This is a genomic window from Halomonas sp. H33-56 (assembly GCF_040147035.1).
GTDB classification, from domain to species: domain Bacteria; phylum Pseudomonadota; class Gammaproteobacteria; order Pseudomonadales; family Halomonadaceae; genus Halomonas; species Halomonas litopenaei.
The window spans coordinates 4,501,813-4,518,282 of record NZ_JAMSHP010000001.1 but is presented as its reverse complement, the minus strand read 5'-3'; the positions used below and the strand labels follow the sequence as shown (position 1 = coordinate 4,518,282).

The 16,470-nt window shown below is 56.4% G+C and carries 13 protein-coding genes; all 13 read left to right on the top strand.

The features are described 5' to 3' along the window. The first annotated feature begins 538 nt into the window (after window positions 1–538). The 13 genes from cysD to NFH98_RS19315 all read left to right on the top strand — a co-directional run bounded on the left by cysD (window position 539) and on the right by NFH98_RS19315 (window position 16,469). Window positions 539–1,453 (top strand): sulfate adenylyltransferase subunit CysD, encoded by a 915-nt coding sequence (gene cysD, locus NFH98_RS19370; protein ID WP_045992429.1) that lies wholly within the window; start codon window positions 539–541, stop codon window positions 1,451–1,453. 243 nt (window positions 1,454–1,696) lie between these two features. Next, the gene (gene cysN, locus NFH98_RS19365; protein WP_349623053.1) at window positions 1,697–3,610 is read left to right on the top strand and encodes a sulfate adenylyltransferase subunit CysN; all 1,914 of its coding nucleotides are present in this window, start codon (window positions 1,697–1,699) and stop codon (window positions 3,608–3,610) included. A gap of 44 nt (window positions 3,611–3,654) precedes the next feature. Then, entirely contained in the window at window positions 3,655–4,134 is a 480-nt protein-coding gene (locus tag NFH98_RS21030) for an RT0821/Lpp0805 family surface protein (protein ID WP_213230265.1), read from the top strand. Window positions 4,135–4,226: 92 nt separating this feature from the next. After that, the gene (locus tag NFH98_RS19360; protein ID WP_502878765.1) at window positions 4,227–5,873 is read left to right on the top strand and encodes a polysaccharide biosynthesis/export family protein; all 1,647 of its coding nucleotides are present in this window, start codon (window positions 4,227–4,229) and stop codon (window positions 5,871–5,873) included. Between the two features lie 11 nt (window positions 5,874–5,884). Then, entirely contained in the window at window positions 5,885–6,691 is an 807-nt protein-coding gene (locus NFH98_RS19355) for an ABC transporter permease (RefSeq protein ID WP_349623051.1), read from the top strand. Then, on the top strand, window positions 6,688–7,746 hold the full coding sequence (locus tag NFH98_RS19350) for an ABC transporter ATP-binding protein (RefSeq protein ID WP_108132081.1): 1,059 nt from the start codon (window positions 6,688–6,690) through the stop codon (window positions 7,744–7,746). The genes NFH98_RS19355 and NFH98_RS19350 overlap by 4 nt, the downstream gene beginning before the upstream one ends. 173 nt (window positions 7,747–7,919) lie before the next feature. After that, entirely contained in the window at window positions 7,920–8,942 is a 1,023-nt protein-coding gene (locus tag NFH98_RS19345; protein WP_231498577.1) for a KpsE/RkpR family capsule polysaccharide export protein, read from the top strand. Between the two features lie 181 nt (window positions 8,943–9,123). Further along, the gene (gene rfbB / locus NFH98_RS19340) at window positions 9,124–10,191 is read left to right on the top strand and encodes a dTDP-glucose 4,6-dehydratase (RefSeq protein WP_261395325.1); all 1,068 of its coding nucleotides are present in this window, start codon (window positions 9,124–9,126) and stop codon (window positions 10,189–10,191) included. Then, window positions 10,188–11,069: a dTDP-4-dehydrorhamnose reductase gene (rfbD, locus tag NFH98_RS19335; protein WP_222516334.1), complete on the top strand. Its 882-nt coding sequence runs from the start codon at window positions 10,188–10,190 to the stop codon at window positions 11,067–11,069. Before rfbB ends, rfbD begins: the two co-directional genes overlap by 4 nt. 44 nt (window positions 11,070–11,113) lie before the next feature. Continuing rightward, window positions 11,114–12,001 (top strand): glucose-1-phosphate thymidylyltransferase RfbA, encoded by an 888-nt coding sequence (rfbA, locus tag NFH98_RS19330; protein WP_349623050.1) that lies wholly within the window; start codon window positions 11,114–11,116, stop codon window positions 11,999–12,001. Between the two features lie 30 nt (window positions 12,002–12,031). Further along, window positions 12,032–12,574, top strand: a complete 543-nt coding sequence (gene rfbC / locus NFH98_RS19325; RefSeq protein ID WP_348815026.1) for a dTDP-4-dehydrorhamnose 3,5-epimerase — start codon at window positions 12,032–12,034, stop codon at window positions 12,572–12,574. A 108-nt stretch (window positions 12,575–12,682) separates the two neighbouring features. After that, on the top strand, window positions 12,683–15,487 hold the full coding sequence (locus NFH98_RS19320) for a glycosyltransferase family 2 protein (RefSeq protein ID WP_349623049.1): 2,805 nt from the start codon (window positions 12,683–12,685) through the stop codon (window positions 15,485–15,487). A 55-nt stretch (window positions 15,488–15,542) separates the two neighbouring features. Then, window positions 15,543–16,469, top strand: coding sequence for a sulfotransferase (locus NFH98_RS19315; RefSeq protein ID WP_124804634.1), 927 nt, complete (start codon window positions 15,543–15,545; stop codon window positions 16,467–16,469). Window position 16,470 lies beyond the last annotated feature (1 nt).

Genomic DNA, 16,470 nt, shown 5'->3' with positions numbered 1-16,470 from the left:
TTTTTCTGGTCTTTGTTTTTTTGTTATGCCTTTGATTTTTTTTGATCTTTTGCTGATTTTTTTGGCGTGTGTGGATTATGGCCTTTTAGATATTTTTTTGTATTGCAGCATAGTTAAAGGGAGGCGGATTACTCTCTATGCAGTAACCGTTTATTGCCCGCCAATAACCTCGCCCGTGTCTGGATGGAGAAGTACAAAAACATTAGTATCGATGATTGTGATCAAGTGTTAATGAACCGTTATCAATGTTACTCGTCTGTTTGCTACCACGGTCGAGGGCAAAATTCGTTGAAGCAGGGCATGGGAAGGCGTCCGTGACATCCCGGGGCGGTAGCGTGCTTCATCGCCATCAGGTCCAGTGCCCCTCTCCTGCACCAACTCGCGGATCACATGCCGCGCCCACTCTCCGGTGCCTGGAGCCTTGGTGCTGCTGTGGGCGAATCGGGCCAACGGCTGCGGCTACGCCACGCGGGTCGAGTCGGCCGAGTCCACGCAATCAGCCGGCGAGTGTTTCCCTTTCCGAGGACTTCGATCCGTCATGGAACTACTACCCGATCGCCAGACACACCTCCGACAGCTGGAGGCCGAATCGATCCATATCATCAGAGAAGTCGCAGCCGAGTTCCGTTCTCCGGTCATGATGTACTCGATCGGCAAAGATTCATCGGTGATGCTGCATCTGGCGCGCAAGGCTTTCTTTCCCGGCACGCCCCCCTTTCCGTTGATGCACGTGAACACCACCTGGAAGTTCCGCGAGATGATCGCCTTTCGCGATCTCATGGCGAAGCAGTCCGGCATGGAGCTGATCGAGCATATCAATCAGGAGGGGGTCGCGGCCGATATCAATCCCTTCGATCACGGTAGCGCCAAGTATACCGACGTGATGAAGACCGCCGCTCTCAAGCAGGCACTTGATCACCATGGATTCGACGCAGCCTTTGGGGGTGCCCGCAGGGATGAGGAGGCGAGTCGTGCCAAGGAGCGCATCTTCTCCTTCCGTGACAGGCATCATCGGTGGGAGCCGAAGAGCCAGCGTCCCGAGTTGTGGAGCCTGTATAACGCCAAGGTGAACAAGGGGGAGTCGATTCGCGTCTTTCCTCTCTCCAACTGGACGGAACTGGATATCTGGCAATACATCTATCTCGAGGGAATCCCCATTGTGCCGTTGTACTACGCCGCACCGCGGCCAGTGGTGGAGCGGGATGGCATGACGATCATGGTCGACGACGACCGGCTACCGCTGCGGAAGGGCGAGACGCCCCAGGAACGCTGGGTAAGATTTCGTACCCTCGGCTGTTATCCCCTGACCGGTGCGGTGGAATCTCGAGCCGCGACTCTCCCCGAAATCATCCAGGAAATGCTGCTGACGCGGACCAGCGAGCGCAGCGGTCGAGCCATCGATCATGATCAGGCGGGGTCGATGGAAAAGAAGAAGCGCGAGGGGTATTTCTAAATTAGTTGGAATAGATGTTCGCCTGCCGTCTTGTACTGAACTCGCGAATTGCCGATGGGGGGGGGTCTCGGGAAGGCGGCTACACCCATCGCTTCACCAGACGGCAAAGGCCGCGACCGCGTGGCTCGCCGCATTCCTCCACGCTCCGCTCTTCCAGTCTCCAGATTGCACTCCGGTTCAGCCCTAGTCTCCTCGGCATCCTTGTCCGGGTGCTGTGGCTTGCGCCTCTACCAGGAATTCGTCATGTCCCATCAATCCGAGCTGATCGCCAGCGACATCGAACGCTATCTGAAGGAACACGAGAACAAGGACCTGCTGCGCTTTATTACCTGCGGCAGTGTCGATGATGGCAAGTCCACTCTGATCGGGCGCCTGCTGCATGACTCCAAGATGATCTACGAGGATCAGCTGGCCGCCATCACCCAGGCATCTCGCACCAGCGGCACCACCGGTGACGAGGTGGATCTCGCGCTACTGGTGGATGGCCTGCAATCAGAGCGTGAGCAGGGGATCACCATCGATGTGGCCTATCGATTCTTCTCCACCGATAGACGCAAGTTCATCATTGCCGACACGCCGGGGCATGAGCAGTACACCCGCAACATGGCGACCGGCGCTTCCACGGCCAGTCTTGCGATCATACTGATTGATGCTCGACACGGTGTGCAAACCCAGACGCGTCGCCATAGCTTCATCTGCGACCTGCTGGGCATAGAGCACCTTGTGGTAGCGGTCAACAAGATGGATCTCGTGGCGTATGACGAAGATCGTTATCTGCAGATCGTCGACGAGTATCGGCTCGTCATGGATCGACTCGAGGCCCGGGATATACATTTTGTCCCGCTGTCTGCGCTGAAAGGCGACAACGTGGTCGAGCCCAGCAGCGAGATGCCCTGGTATGACGGCCCCAGCCTGCTCACGCTGCTGGAAGAGGTCGAGATCAGGCACGACCAGAATCTGCGAGATGTGCGCTTGCCGGTTCAGTTCGTCAACCGCCCCAATCTGGATTTCCGGGGATACGCGGGCACCCTCAGCTCCGGTGTCTTGACTCCCGGACTGGCGGTCAAGGTGCTGCCGAGCGGTACCACCAGTCAGGTGAAGCGCATCGTTACCATGGATGGTGATCTCGATGCGGCATTTCCCGGGCAAGCGGTGACCATCACCTTGTGCGACGAGATCGATGCATCGCGCGGAGACTGGATCGTCGGGGTCGATGATCAGGTGCCGCTTCGGTCGGAATTCGTGGCCGATATTGTGTGGATGCACGAGTCCCCGTTGGAACCCGGGAAATTGTATGACATCAAGCTGGCCACTCGGGACCTTGCGGGAAAGGTTGTCGCCATCGACTACCTGGTGGACGTCAACACCCTGGAGCAACGGCATGGGGAGCAGCTGGATCTTAATGCTATCGCGCGTTGCCGTGTCGAGCTCACCACCGCGATACCTGTCGACGACTATCGTACCCACCCTGGCACGGGCTGCTTCATTCTGATCGACCGACTGAGCAACCTTACCGTCGGTGCCGGGATGATCCACAGTCCGTCGGATGCGGAGCTGCCCTACGAATTCCGCAAACACGACAGCAAGGCCAGCGTGGTGTGGAACCGCACCACGGTAACCCAGACCATGCGAGAGAGGATCAATGGCCACCGTGGCTGCTGCGTCTGGTTTACCGGGTTATCGGGCTCCGGCAAGTCGACCCTCGCCAATGCTCTGGAGGTGGAGCTCAATCGACGCGGGTATCACACCATGCTGCTGGATGGCGACAATCTCCGGCATGGGCTATGCAAGGACCTTGGCATGGGGGAGCAGGATAGGGCGGAGAATATTCGGCGAGTCGGTGAGGTTGCTCGGCTGTTCGCAGAGGCTGGGGTGATCGTTATTACCGCATTTATTTCGCCGTTTCGAGCAGATAGGGAGGCGGCCAGGGCGCTCTTTCTTAGCGATGATTTTGTCGAGGTGTTTGTCGATACGCCCCTGGATGTCTGTGAAGAGAGAGACCCTAAGGGACTGTATCAGAAGGCGAGGGAAGGCAAGATTCTGGATTTCACTGGCATCAATAGTCCTTATGAGGCGCCTGTGAAGCCAGAGGTTTCCGTCAATACAGAGATAATGAGCGAGCAAGATATTATTGCGAAATTGCTAAAACATCTGTAACAGTTATTCGTCGTTTATCGCATGACGACGTCGGGAATTTCGCTATGATTATGCTTCGATATTGCACGTTTTTAAGGTCGATTCCAGCCGATGGAAGGGCGCCTGAAAGGGCCTCGGGTCTTTCGAGGAAAAGCGTCTTTCGCCGGGGTGCCACGGTCACGCTTCTTCTTGCTACGGTGCTGATCACCGGCTGTGTTCAGCGTCCGCTTACCCAGCCGAACAGTGCCCAGGGGATCATGAGCGAGCCTTCCGGGATCCCTGCCTCCAGCGACTTGTCGCGGTTTCTTGCCCAAACCCCCGCCGGGAGCGCCACCACACTATCGAGTAGCCCCTGGGGAGCGAATGTGGAGGTGGTGGCTGACTCCCCCTACTTCTCTGCCAGCAGGCGCATATGTCGTCACTTGACAGTGACTCGCCGGAGCAACGGGGATCGACTGGCGGCCGTTGCCTGCAAGTCGGGAGAAGGCGCCTGGTTTACCAGTCGCCTGGTAACGGCGCTGTACAACGGAGCGGAGACCTGGTGATGACGATCATGGATGAACGGCTCGGCAGGACGGTGCTGTATCTGGCAAGACGGCTGTCGTTGCCTGTGTTGTTGCTGATGGTGAGCTGGTCGATGGCGAACTCGGTCGCTGCGCAGGGTATCGCCCTGCCGGACGATATCTTGCCTCAGGCCCGGGAGCAGACGGATGAGGGGACGATCAATGACTCGCCTCGCGCCAACTGGAGCAACGATCGCTACGGGCCGCCCTCGACACCGTCACCGATCGATGTGGAACTGCTTCCTCCCTTTGGCGCCAACCTCTTTACCGGTGGGTTTCGAGGCACCATGGCAGATGGGCTTAACCGTGACTATCGCATCAAACCTGGCGATCAGGTCACCCTGAGAGCATGGGGGGCGGTGGAATTCGATCGAGTGGTGCCCGTGGATGCCCAGGGCAATATCTTTCTCCCGTCGATCGGCCCCCTCGCCGTGCAGGGAATGAGTCATGGCCAGTTGGATGCTCGGGTTCGAGAAGCGATCCAGAGCATCTATCCCGAGAACGTGCAGGTGTACACCAACCTGCAAGGCGTTCAGCCCGTCGGTGTCTATGTCACCGGCTATGTGCACAGCCCTGGACGTTACGCGGGCACCCCCTCGGATTCGATTCTGTACTTTCTCGATCAGGCCGGGGGGATCGACAACGCCCTTGGCAGCTATCGCAGCATCAGCCTGATGCGCCAGGGGCAACGCCTGGCAAGCTTCGATCTCTACGACTTTTTGCTGGATGGCAGGATCGCTCGGCCTCAGTTGCGCGACGGCGATACTATCGTGGTGGGTGAACGAGGCCCCTCCATCGCGGTGACCGGTGATGTGGAACGCGCCTACCGATACGAACTACAGTCTGGCCAGTTGAGTGGCAGCGATCTGGTAAGCCTGGCCCGCCTGAAGAGTGGTGTGTCTCACGTATTGCTGCGCGGAGAGCGTGCAACAGGCCCGGTTGCCACCTACCTGACGCTCGACGAATTTCTCGCGCGCCAGGTTCAGCCTGGTGATGAGGTGATCTTCAATGCAGATCATCAGGAAGGCACCATCGTGGTTGCCCTGGAGGGGAGTTTTCTGGGCCCGTCGAGGTTTGCCCTGCCGCGGGATGCCCGGCTCGGAGAGTTGCTGGACGCCGTCGCCATCCTGTCCGACATGTCGGCCAGCCACAATGTGTCGATTCGCCGAGAAAGCGTAGCACGGCAGCAGAAAGAGGCGCTCGAGGATAGTCTCCGTCGTCTGGAAACGACCTATCTGGGAACATCGTCATCCACCGATGAGGAGGCCAGAATCAGGATTCGCGAGGCCGAGCTGATTCAGATGTTTGTGGCGCGGGCGCGACAGCTCGAACCCAGCGGTCGACTGGTGGTCGCCAGTGATCAAGGGGTTGCCGACATTCGGTTGCAGGACGGTGACGTCATCACGTTGCCGGAGGCCATGGATTCGGTGCTCATCAGCGGAGAGGTGGTCGTGCCACAGGCGGTGGTCTATCAGCCGGGTTCTGGTCTCGACCACTATCTTGATGCCGCAGGTGGTCTTACCCAGCGTGGCGATGAGGACAACATATTGGTGGTTCGCCAGAACGGCGCGGTGCGGAATGCCGACGATATCACCCTGCGTGCAGGAGACGAGATTCTGGTGATGCCGGCTGTCCCCACCAAGAATCTTCAGTTGGCAACCAGCCTGACCCAGATCCTTTATCAGATTGCCGTGGCCACCAAGGTGGCGATCGATCTCTAGAGGGGGGCAGCATGTCGATGATTGGCAACTCCGTGCAACGCCACCCTTGGGTGGTGACGCGTAGCGTCTGGTACGCCATGTTCCTGCGAGAGGCCATTGCGCGCACCATGTCGGATCGCCTGGGCTGGTTCTGGATGATCGCGGAACCTGTGTTCTTCACACTGATCATGGTGGCCATCCGCAGTCTCATCCGCGGAGACGCCCTTATCGTGGGAGCCCCTTTCATCCCATGGATGGTGGTCGGACTGATGGGATTTTTTCTGGTTCGCGAAGGGATGATTAGAGGGCTGGGAGCCATCAAGGCCAACCAGGCGCTGTTCGCCTATCGGCAGGTCAGGCCCGTGGACCCGGTGTTGGTGCGCAACGCCCTGGAGGGGCTTCTGCGATCACTGATATTTCTCTTGTTCATCTTCGGCGGCATGTTGCTCAAGGTCGAGGCGCTGGCACCTGACGACGCCCTGTTGGCACTGGCGTGGTGGCTCTCGCTCTGGCTGCTGGGCCTGGCGCTTGGGCTAATTGTCTCCGTGCTTGCCACCCTCATCGCCGAGGTGGCGATCGTGCTACGGATGATGATCATGCCATTGTTGATCCTATCCGGTGTCATTTTCCCGATCCATCACATGCCCCACTGGATGCGTGAGTACCTGTTGGTCAACCCGATTGTTCATGGTCTGGAGCGACTACGTGGCGGTTTTTTTGAAGGGTATTGGCAGGTCCCTGGTACCAGTGCCCCCTATTACTGGATGGTGACGCTGGCACTGCTGTCACTAGGATTGATGCTACACCTTCGGTTTCGACATCGGCTGATGGCGCAATGATCCAGATAGAACACCTCTACAAGCGCTATCACCATCACAAGGTCAGGGACTGGGTGTTGAAGGATATCAACCTGACCATCCCCCACGGCGTAAGCGTTGGAGTGTTGGGGAGAAATGGCGCGGGAAAGTCGACCCTGCTGCGATTGATTGCCGGCATGGATACGGCTGAAAGGGGCTCTATCCGGCGCGATGCTCGGGTCTCCTGGCCGATGGGACTGGCCGGAGGTTTTCAGGGGGCCTTGAGTGGCCGTCAGAACGTCAAGTTTGTTGCCCGTGTCCATGGTGGTGGTCGTGACGTCGGAGCCATCATCGACAAGGTGCAGGAATTTGCAGAGCTCGGGCCGGCCTTCGATGACCCGATTCGTACTTACTCCTCCGGGATGCGTGCGCGACTCAATTTTGGTCTGTCGCTGGCGTTTGATTTCGATGTCTATCTGTCTGACGAGGCGACCTCGGTGGGCGATCGGGTATTCAAGGCCAAGGCGACCCGTGCCTTCAAGGACAGGGTCAATCGCGCAAGCCTGGTCATGGTCTCCCACAGCGAAGGCATACTGCGCGAACTGTGCCAGGCAGGCATCTATCTGAAGCATGGCGAGGCGTTCTGGTTTGACGATATCAGAGACGCCATTCGCAGCTATCACCAGGACAGTGACAGCAAGGCCAAGGCCAAGGCCACCGGCGGCCCCGGCAATGGGCCACGCCACGATGGCGAGCCGCAAGCACCCCGGTATCCGTCACCTGCGCCGACACCGGGTATCGACACAATGTCCCTGGATACGCTCAAGGCATTGCTGGGCAAGCGCAGACAGCAGCTGGAGCGTATCCAGAAGCGCCTCGATGCTCTGGAGATGGGGCGTGAGAACGCAGACGAACTGGTCGACCCGAGGGTCCGTCAGGAGCTCATTGCTCGCCTTCACCTGGCGAAGCAGCGCTTGCATGAGGTTCGTCGCGCGGTACAGACGAAAAAGCGAGCCACACCCGCCAGTGGCAAGGACGATTCGGGGAAGGATTCGCGGAAGGAGTCGGAGAAGGGTTTCGAGAAGAAAGAACGGTAGCCACCAGGCGATGGCAAGGCGTCGCTCACTGAGGACTAGATCCTGACGGTGGTGCTCGCATTCAGAGGCGTCCGGATGCCCCGCGACGTCGCTCCAGCAAGGAAGCCAAGATAATGTTGCGATGGATTGCTCGGCAGCCCCATTGGGCATTTGCCTGCCTGTCGATATTGGCCATGTCCTTCTACTGGCTAGTCTGGGCCGAGGATCGGTACGTATCCGAGGCCGTCGTGGTACTGGAAAGCCCACAGATCGCTGCCCCAACCTTCGACTTCTCGAGCCTGCTTTCCGGTGCCAGCGTCGATAGCGATATGTTGCTTTTGCGGGAGTATCTGCTTTCTGTGGATATGCTCAAGAAGGCTGATGAACGGCTCGACCTGAGGTCTCATTACAGTGAGAACGGTGACTTTCCTGCTCGTCTGTGGGACGCCGAGGCTCCCATCGAAGACCTTCATGAGTATTACCTGAGTCGCGTAGAGGTAACGCTCGATGACTACGCAGGGGTCCTGAAGCTGGAGGTCCAGGGCTTCTCTCCCGAGTTTGCCCAGCAACTGACCTCGCTTTTACTGGCGGAAGGTGAAGCGCACATGAATGCCATGGGGCAGCGCCTGGCTCAGGATCAAGTACGGTTCCTCGAGCTTCAGGTAGAGCGCCTGTCCGATCGGTTGGATCAGACACGCACGGATCTCCTGGACTATCAGAACGAGCATGGTCTGGTGTCTCCTACCTCGACCGTGGACAGCCTCAACCAGGTGGTGGCCAGTCTGGAAGGTGAGCTGGCAAGACTGGAAGCTCGGCGTAGCGCCTTGGCCAGCTTTTCCAGCCAGCGTTCATCGGACATGGTGAGAGTCGAGAGCGAAATCACTGCGTTGCGTCGTCAGATCGATCAGGAGCGTGAGCGACTGGCAAAGGCCACAGGAGACTCCCTCAACCGCCTGTCCTCCGAGTATCAGCGGCTTGAACTGCGGGCTCGCTTTGCCCAGGAGACCTATGCCAGCGCTCTCGGTGCATTGGAGGGCACGCGCATCGAGGCTGCTCGCAAGCTTAAGCAGATCAGTATCTTGCAGAGCCCTCTACTGCCCGAGTACGCCACGCGTCCTGAGCGCCTCTACAACCTGACCATCTTTGTGATCGTCACTCTGTTCCTTGCCTTCATTGCCAGCATGCTGTGGCTGATCGTCCAGGACCACAGAGACTGACGCTCTTGCTGATGGAACTACCGATAGCTGTCGTCGGACGGCTGCCACAATGAAGCCCTTCATGTTGAAGAGCTCAGGGCTCACGCTTCCTGTCATCCTCTCTTCCTTCCCGCCCGTATGCCATTTCTAGCGTCCTCCCTGGCGGGGCGGGCAGAATTTCCAGTCCTCTCGGGGTTCTTTCATGATCAAGACGTTTCTCGTGACCGGTGGTGCCGGTTTTATCGGCTCGGCCGTGGTGAGGGAGTTGATTACCCACACCCCTCATCGTGTCGTCAATGTGGACAAGCTGACCTATGCCGGCAATCTGGCATCCGTAGCGTCTGTCGCCTCCGATCCTCGCTATATCTTCGAGAGAGCGGACATCTGTGATGGCGCGGCAATGAGTAGAATTCTGGACAAGTACCGCCCCGATGTGGTGATGCATCTGGCCGCTGAAAGCCACGTTGATCGCTCCATCGACGGGCCTCGCGCCTTTATTCAGACCAATGTGGTGGGCACTCTGGTATTGCTCGAGGCGGTACGCGGGTACTGGGAAGGAATCAGGCAACAGGACAGCGACAAGGCCGATGGTTTTCGGTTTCACCACATCTCCACCGACGAAGTCTACGGAGACCTCGAGAATGATGGCAGCCTGTTCACCGAACAGACCCCCTACGCGCCTAGTTCGCCCTACTCGGCCAGCAAGGCGGGATCGGATCACCTGGTGCGGGCGTGGACGCGCACCTATGGTTTGCCTTGCCTGGTGACCAATTGTTCAAACAACTATGGTCCGTTTCACTTTCCTGAAAAACTGATTCCTCTGATGATCCTCAATGCGCTGCATGGAGAGGCTCTTCCTGTCTACGGTGATGGTGGACAGGTACGAGACTGGCTCTATGTCGAGGACCATGCGCGCGCCCTGGTGCTGGTTGCCAGCGAGGGAAAGGTTGGAGATACCTACAACATTGGTGGCCATAACGAGAAAACCAACCTCGAAGTGGTACACACAATCTGTGACCTGTTGACGGAAATGGCTCCGGACAAGGGCGAATATCGTGATCTGATCACCTACGTCGCCGACAGGCCTGGCCACGACCGGCGCTATGCCATCGATGCATCCTACATTCAGCACACGTTGGCCTGGGAGCCACGAGAGACTTTCGAGTCTGGCCTTCGCAAGACAGTGTCCTGGTATCTGGCCAACGAGTCGTGGTGGAAGGCGGTGCAGGATGGTAGCTACCGGGCCGAGCGCCTGGGGGTGTTGTCATGAGTGGGCTCTTGCTTGGTGCCTCGGGCCAGGTGGGCCATGAGCTTCACAAGGCGCTAGCCATCCATCTGGATCTTCATGCGCCTGACCGCAGGACCCTGGATCTGACCGACCTTGATGCGGTGAAACGCTGTCTGGACCACTATCGCCCCCAGTGGGTGATCAATGCTGCTGCCTACACCGCGGTGGACCAGGCAGAGACCGATACGGCGACTGCCTTTCGACTCAATGCAGAGCTGCCTGGCTGTCTCGCACGCTATTGTGCCGATCACGGGGCACTGTTGACGCACTATTCCAGCGACTACGTCTATCCAGGCGATGGCATTCGGCCCTGGACGGAAGATAGTCCAACCGACCCTTTATCTTGCTACGGCCAGTCCAAGCTTGCCGGCGACGAGGCGGTGCTCGCCAGTAGATGCGACGCACAAATCTTCCGGACAAGTTGGGTTTACAGTGCCAGGGGCAACAACTTCATGAAGACCATGCTGCGTCTGGGGCGGGAGCGGGCGTCCCTGGCAATTGTCGACGACCAGGTGGGGGCCCCTACGCCCGCACGCCTGATTGCTGACGTGACCTTGCATGCGTGGCAAGTCTACCGCTCTCGTCCCGAACTGACCGGGCTCTACCATCTGGCACCACGGGGTTTCGTGTCCTGGTATGACTTTGCCCGAGAGATTTTTCGTCTCGCCCGTCTGCACGGCCTTCCTCTCATGCTCTGCGACGACCAGCTGTCTCGTCTGGCGACGAAGGACTATCCCACACCAGCAAAGCGTCCACCCAACTCCCGGCTGTCGGTCTCTCGTCTTGAGAACGCCTTCGACATCTCGCTCCCTGACTGGAGGGGACAGTTGTCTCTCACCATGAAGGACTACCTAAGGTAGGCCTGCCGCCGCAAGGCGTTGTCCGAAAACTAGAGGTTACCGCCATGAATCGGAAGGGAATCATCCTTGCCGGAGGCTCCGGTACGAGACTTCACCCCATTACCCATGGGGTCTCAAAACAGCTTCTCCCTGTCTACGACAAGCCGATGATCTACTATCCGCTCTCGGTGCTAATGTTGGCAGGAATAAGAGAAATACTGGTGATATCTACACCGGATGATCTACCGGTCTACCGTCAGTTGCTCGGTACCGGTGACCAATTTGGTGTTTCCTTGTCCTACGCAGAGCAGCCAAAGCCAGAGGGACTGGCCCAGGCTTTTATTATCGGCGAGAAGTTTATTGGTGATTCTCCTGTCTGTCTCGTCCTTGGCGATAATATCTTCCACGGACAACACTTTTCCGAGCAACTTCTGAGAGCCTCCGACCAGGCTCGAGGTGCCACAGTGTTCGGCTATTTCGTCAAAGACCCGGAACGCTTTGGTGTTGTCGAGTTTGATGAGAAAGGGCGTGCGGTCTCTATTGAGGAAAAGCCCAAAAAACCAAAGTCATCCTATGCGGTGACGGGCTTGTACTTTTATGACAACTCCGTGGTGGACATCGCGCGGAGCGTCAAGCCATCGGCTCGGGGAGAGTTGGAGATAACCTCGATCAACAATGAATATCTACACCGTGGTGAACTTCACGTAGAGCGTTTGGGGAGAGGATTTGCCTGGTTGGATACAGGTACTCATGACAGTTTACTTGAGGCAGCGCAGTACGTGCAGACAGTCGAACATCGACAGGGACTGAAGATAGCCTGTCTGGAAGAGATTTCCTGGACTCAAGGCTGGATCAGTGACGAGTTCCTGCTTTCACAGGCAAACAGCCTTTCCAAGACAGGATACGGGGAATACCTGCTACAGCTTCTGGCCGCGAAGGCTGTTGGTCAGTGACAAGGCTACCTGATGGTGGAGGTGACGTGCATGAAAGTTGAAAGGCTGGCTATTCCTGATGTCGTGCTATTTACGCCAAAAGTGTTCGGTGACGAAAGAGGTTTCTTTATGGAAACCTTTCGCCAGGAAACATTTGATGAAGTCTGTGGTGAACACAAGTTTGTTCAGGACAACCATAGTAGGTCGAGTCGATCGATACTCAGGGGACTGCATTATCAGCTGAAGCATCCCCAGGGAAAGCTGGTGAGAGTAATCAGGGGAGAGGTATTCGACGTAGCCGTCGATATGCGAACGTCCAGTGCCACCTATGGTAAGTGGGTAGGCGTTTTCTTGAACGAAGACAACCGACAGATGCTCTGGGTACCACCTGGATTTGCACATGGTTTCTACGTTACCAGTGATGATGCCGAGTTTGTATACAAGTGTACTGACTATTACGCGCCTTCAGACGAAATGTCGGTGCACTGGGCAGATACTATCCTGTCAATCGACTGGCCATTGGACAACATTGAGCCACGAGTTTCCGATAAGGATGCTCGAGGGATGTCGTTTGTCGAGGCTCCTGGCTACTAGTAATTGCCTGAGGAAGTAGACGTGGTAGAACATGAACCAAGAAGCGGCCCTCCCTCTTCGCAATCACCACACTTGGCTACACTGGCGTTGTCGGCACGCCTGAGGCGAATGCAGACTTCCTTCAGTTGGCGAGCGACCAAACCGCTGAGAGATCTCGGTGGGTTGTATCACAAGTACATCAAAAAATGCTCCCGCATGGACTTGCTGCCGATCCATGAACTGGAGCTGATGACCCGCAATAACAAGGTGGTCTGGGTATCTCGCGGTGGAGATCCACAGTTCCTGCTCACCCCGATCAATCCCGCTGTGCTTCGCCAAGGTGGATGGTTCAGTCTCGAATACGACTTTTCGGCGACTCAGGCAGTGGATCAGTGTCTCTATATTGATTATGGCGATGGTTTCCAGGCAGATATCGTGTGGGCCCGTCATGTGGAAAAGAGCGGCCACCAGAGCCTGGTCATTTACTTGCCGATGGGAACACAGGCATTGCGGCTGGACCCGATGACTCGACCTGGAGAGTTCCGGTTGGAGGATCCGGTGCTGAAAAAGATCGAGACGCCACAGATCCCGCACCCTTGGTCGGGGCTGGATGGATATCTGAAGTGCTGCGAAGGCTGTGAATTTACGCTTGCCGCTGCCCAGCAGCTCGAGCGCCGCCTGGAAGGGGAGTTCCATTGGCGTTCCCACGGTACCGATCCGGCCTTCGTCGTTCGTCATCGCCGAGGTCGAGTCATCGAGCCTGGGTGGTGTCGTATCGAATTCGTTCTCAGTGGCGAGTATCAGCACCAGGTCGCCAAGCTATATATCGATCACGGAGAGGGCTTCAGTGAAACTCACGCCTATCCCATACCCTTCCAGTCAGGGAAACTGGCGACAAGGGTGATTCAGCTTGAGCGAAGTATTGTCAACATACGCTTTGACCCATGGGAGCGGGAAGGAAGCTTCCGTCTGGAGCGACTATGCATCGACAATGTCGATGCCGAAGAGGCTTGGGATGCGATTGCCGGGCGTCTTGTCGAGACTGCTCCTGAGTACATGGACTTGAAAAAGGCCGAGGTCCTTGCGGGAGTGGGTAGATCTGCTCCGGAAACGGATGAAGGTGACGGGACGGCAAAGAAAGCCGAGTTGGCGGATGCCGAGGACGACGCCGCACGCGAGACCCGCCTTCTCGAAGAGTACGCGGAAACCTTTATTGTCAACGAGGCCGAACTCTCCTACCAGAAATGGATAGATGAGGTAGAAGTCAATGGCCTGCCGAGCTCTGAAACCATCCGCAGCTATCTTGAGGGCCTTGAGAGTCCTGCATTAATTTCGGTGTTGGTGCCGGTTTACAATACCGATGAAACGCTTCTGAAAGCTTGCATCGACTCGGTCATCGCACAGTCTTATCCCCACTGGGAGCTTTGCCTTGTGGATGATGCCTCTCCATCACCACATGTCGAAAAAGTACTCAGGCACTATGCCAGCAAAGATAAACGCGTAAAAATACATTTTCGGCCGGATAATGGGCATATTTCCAAGACAACTAATGACGCCCTGTCGATGGCCACTGGTGACTATCTGGCATTGCTCGATCACGATGATGAATTGGCCAGAGATGCGTTGTACTTTATTGCAAAAGAGCTGGAAAAGAATCCCGATGCCCAGTTGATCTACAGTGATGAAGACAAGATCGATGTTCAGGGCATGCGCTGCGAGCCTCACTTCAAGCCAGACTGGAACATCGACCTTCTCTATTCGCAAAACTATGTTTCTCATCTGGGCGTATATCGACGCTCGTTGATCGAGAAAATTGGGGGTTTTCGAGTCGGGGTAGAGGGATCGCAAGACTATGATCTGGTGCTGCGTTGCATACCACACCTGACCGCTGGCTCAATTTCCCACGTTCCCAGAGTTCTCTATCACTGGCGCGCTATCGAGGGTTCGACAGCACTGGCTGAAGAGGGCAAGGATTACACGACCTCAGCTGGTGTAAAGGCGCTGAAAGACCATATTGAAGGAATAGCAGATGGGCGTGCGATTGTAGAGCAGGGGATTGTGGGAAATACCTATCGTGTGCGTTGGCCTATTCCTGAGCCGGCACCGTTGGTGAGCATGTTGATTCCTACGAGAGACAAGAAGGACGTCACAGAGCTGGCAGTGCGCAGCATCCTGGAGAAGTCACGTTATACAGACTACGAGATTATTCTCCTTGATAATGGCAGTGTAGAGCCTGAGACGCATGAATTTTTTGAAAAAATTCAGGATGAAGACTCCAGGGTAAGCGTTCTCAGGTACGACCACCCCTTCAACTACTCAGCTATCAATAATTTTGGTGCAGAGCATGCCAAGGGAAGCATCATTGGTTTGGTAAATAATGATGTTGAAGTGATCAATGGAGACTGGCTCCGGGAGATGGTTTCTCATGCCTGTCGCGAGGATGTCGGCTGTGTCGGCGCAAAACTATACTATGGGAATGACACCATTCAGCACGCAGGCGTCATCGTTGGGCTTGGCGGAGTAGCAGGGCACTCTCACAAGCACTTTCCTCGAGAGTCCGGCGGTTATTTCAACCGTTTGAAGGTGGTCCAGTCTGTATCTGCCGTGACAGCGGCGTGTCTGCTCGTGAGAAAGTCGGTGTATGAGGAAGTCGGAGGCCTGAACGAACAGGACCTCAAGGTCGCTTTCAATGACGTTGATTTCTGCCTGAAGGTGCTCGATGCCGGGTATCGTAATATCTGGACCCCATACGCTGAATTGTATCACCACGAATCCATCAGTCGTGGAGCAGAAGATAACCCAGAAAAAGTTGCCAGATTCAACACCGAGATAGATTACATGCAGAAGGCCTGGGGAAAAATAATCGAACACGACCCCAGCTACAGCCCTTGCCTCACAAGAAGCCGAGAAGACTTCTCCATCGGAGGTCGTTGATGGCTTTCTTGATGGGTCGTCGTATTCGGAGAAACTACGTATCCCAGGAGGGGACATGCCCAAGAATGATGCCTTGATCAACAAGGGAGTCGTGGTCATAGGGGACCAGGATGACAAGATGCCATCTCCTATCATCGTCATTGGAACCGCGCGAGGCGGGACCTCGATGGTCGCTGGCGTGTTGGCCAAGCTTGGCGTCTTCATGGGCGACCGTGCCTCACACCCTGTGTACGAAGACGTCAGACTTTCCGAGGCTTTCGAAAAGCAGGACATGGCTCAGACAGCTTTGATTGTGAAGGAGTACCAGACCAGGTACACCCGCTGGGGCTGGAAGCGACCTTCCATCATCGACCATCTGGATGAAGTAGACGCTCTATTGCCGAATGCCAGGTATGTGTTTATCTACAAGGATATTCTTTCAATAGCGCAGCGGAATTCTATTTCCATGTTGGCCGAAATTACCGAGGGCATGGACAGAGCGCTGTCACAGTATAGAAAGACGCTTCGCTTTGTCAGGCAGAAGTCTCCGCGTGCCATGCTCGTCTCCTACGAAAAGGCCAGTGCTTATCCCGAAGCCTTTCTTTCCACTCTCGAGTCCTTTTGCGGAATTTCTCCCTCGCAGGAGGAACACCAGACGGCACTGGCCTTTATCGATCCTGAACCAGAAGACTATATAGAGGCAACCCGGATCACCAAGTCACAGGGAAAACTTCTTTCATGTGATTCACGACGTGTCAGCGGTTGGGCGCGCTATGTACACAAGAAACAGCATGCTGAGGTAGAAGTTTTTGTTGATGACCGGTCCGTGGGTGTGGTGGTGGCGAACGAACCGAACCCCGGTGGCGGTGCTCCCGCGAACGAGCCATGTGGCTTCACCTTCACCCTTCCTGCCGGTGAAAGCTTGAGCGAGGACGCCAGTGTCAGAGCCAGAGTAGTGAACGACGTTGTCGATCTTGGCAACTCTCCGGTCAGGGTGGGCTAGA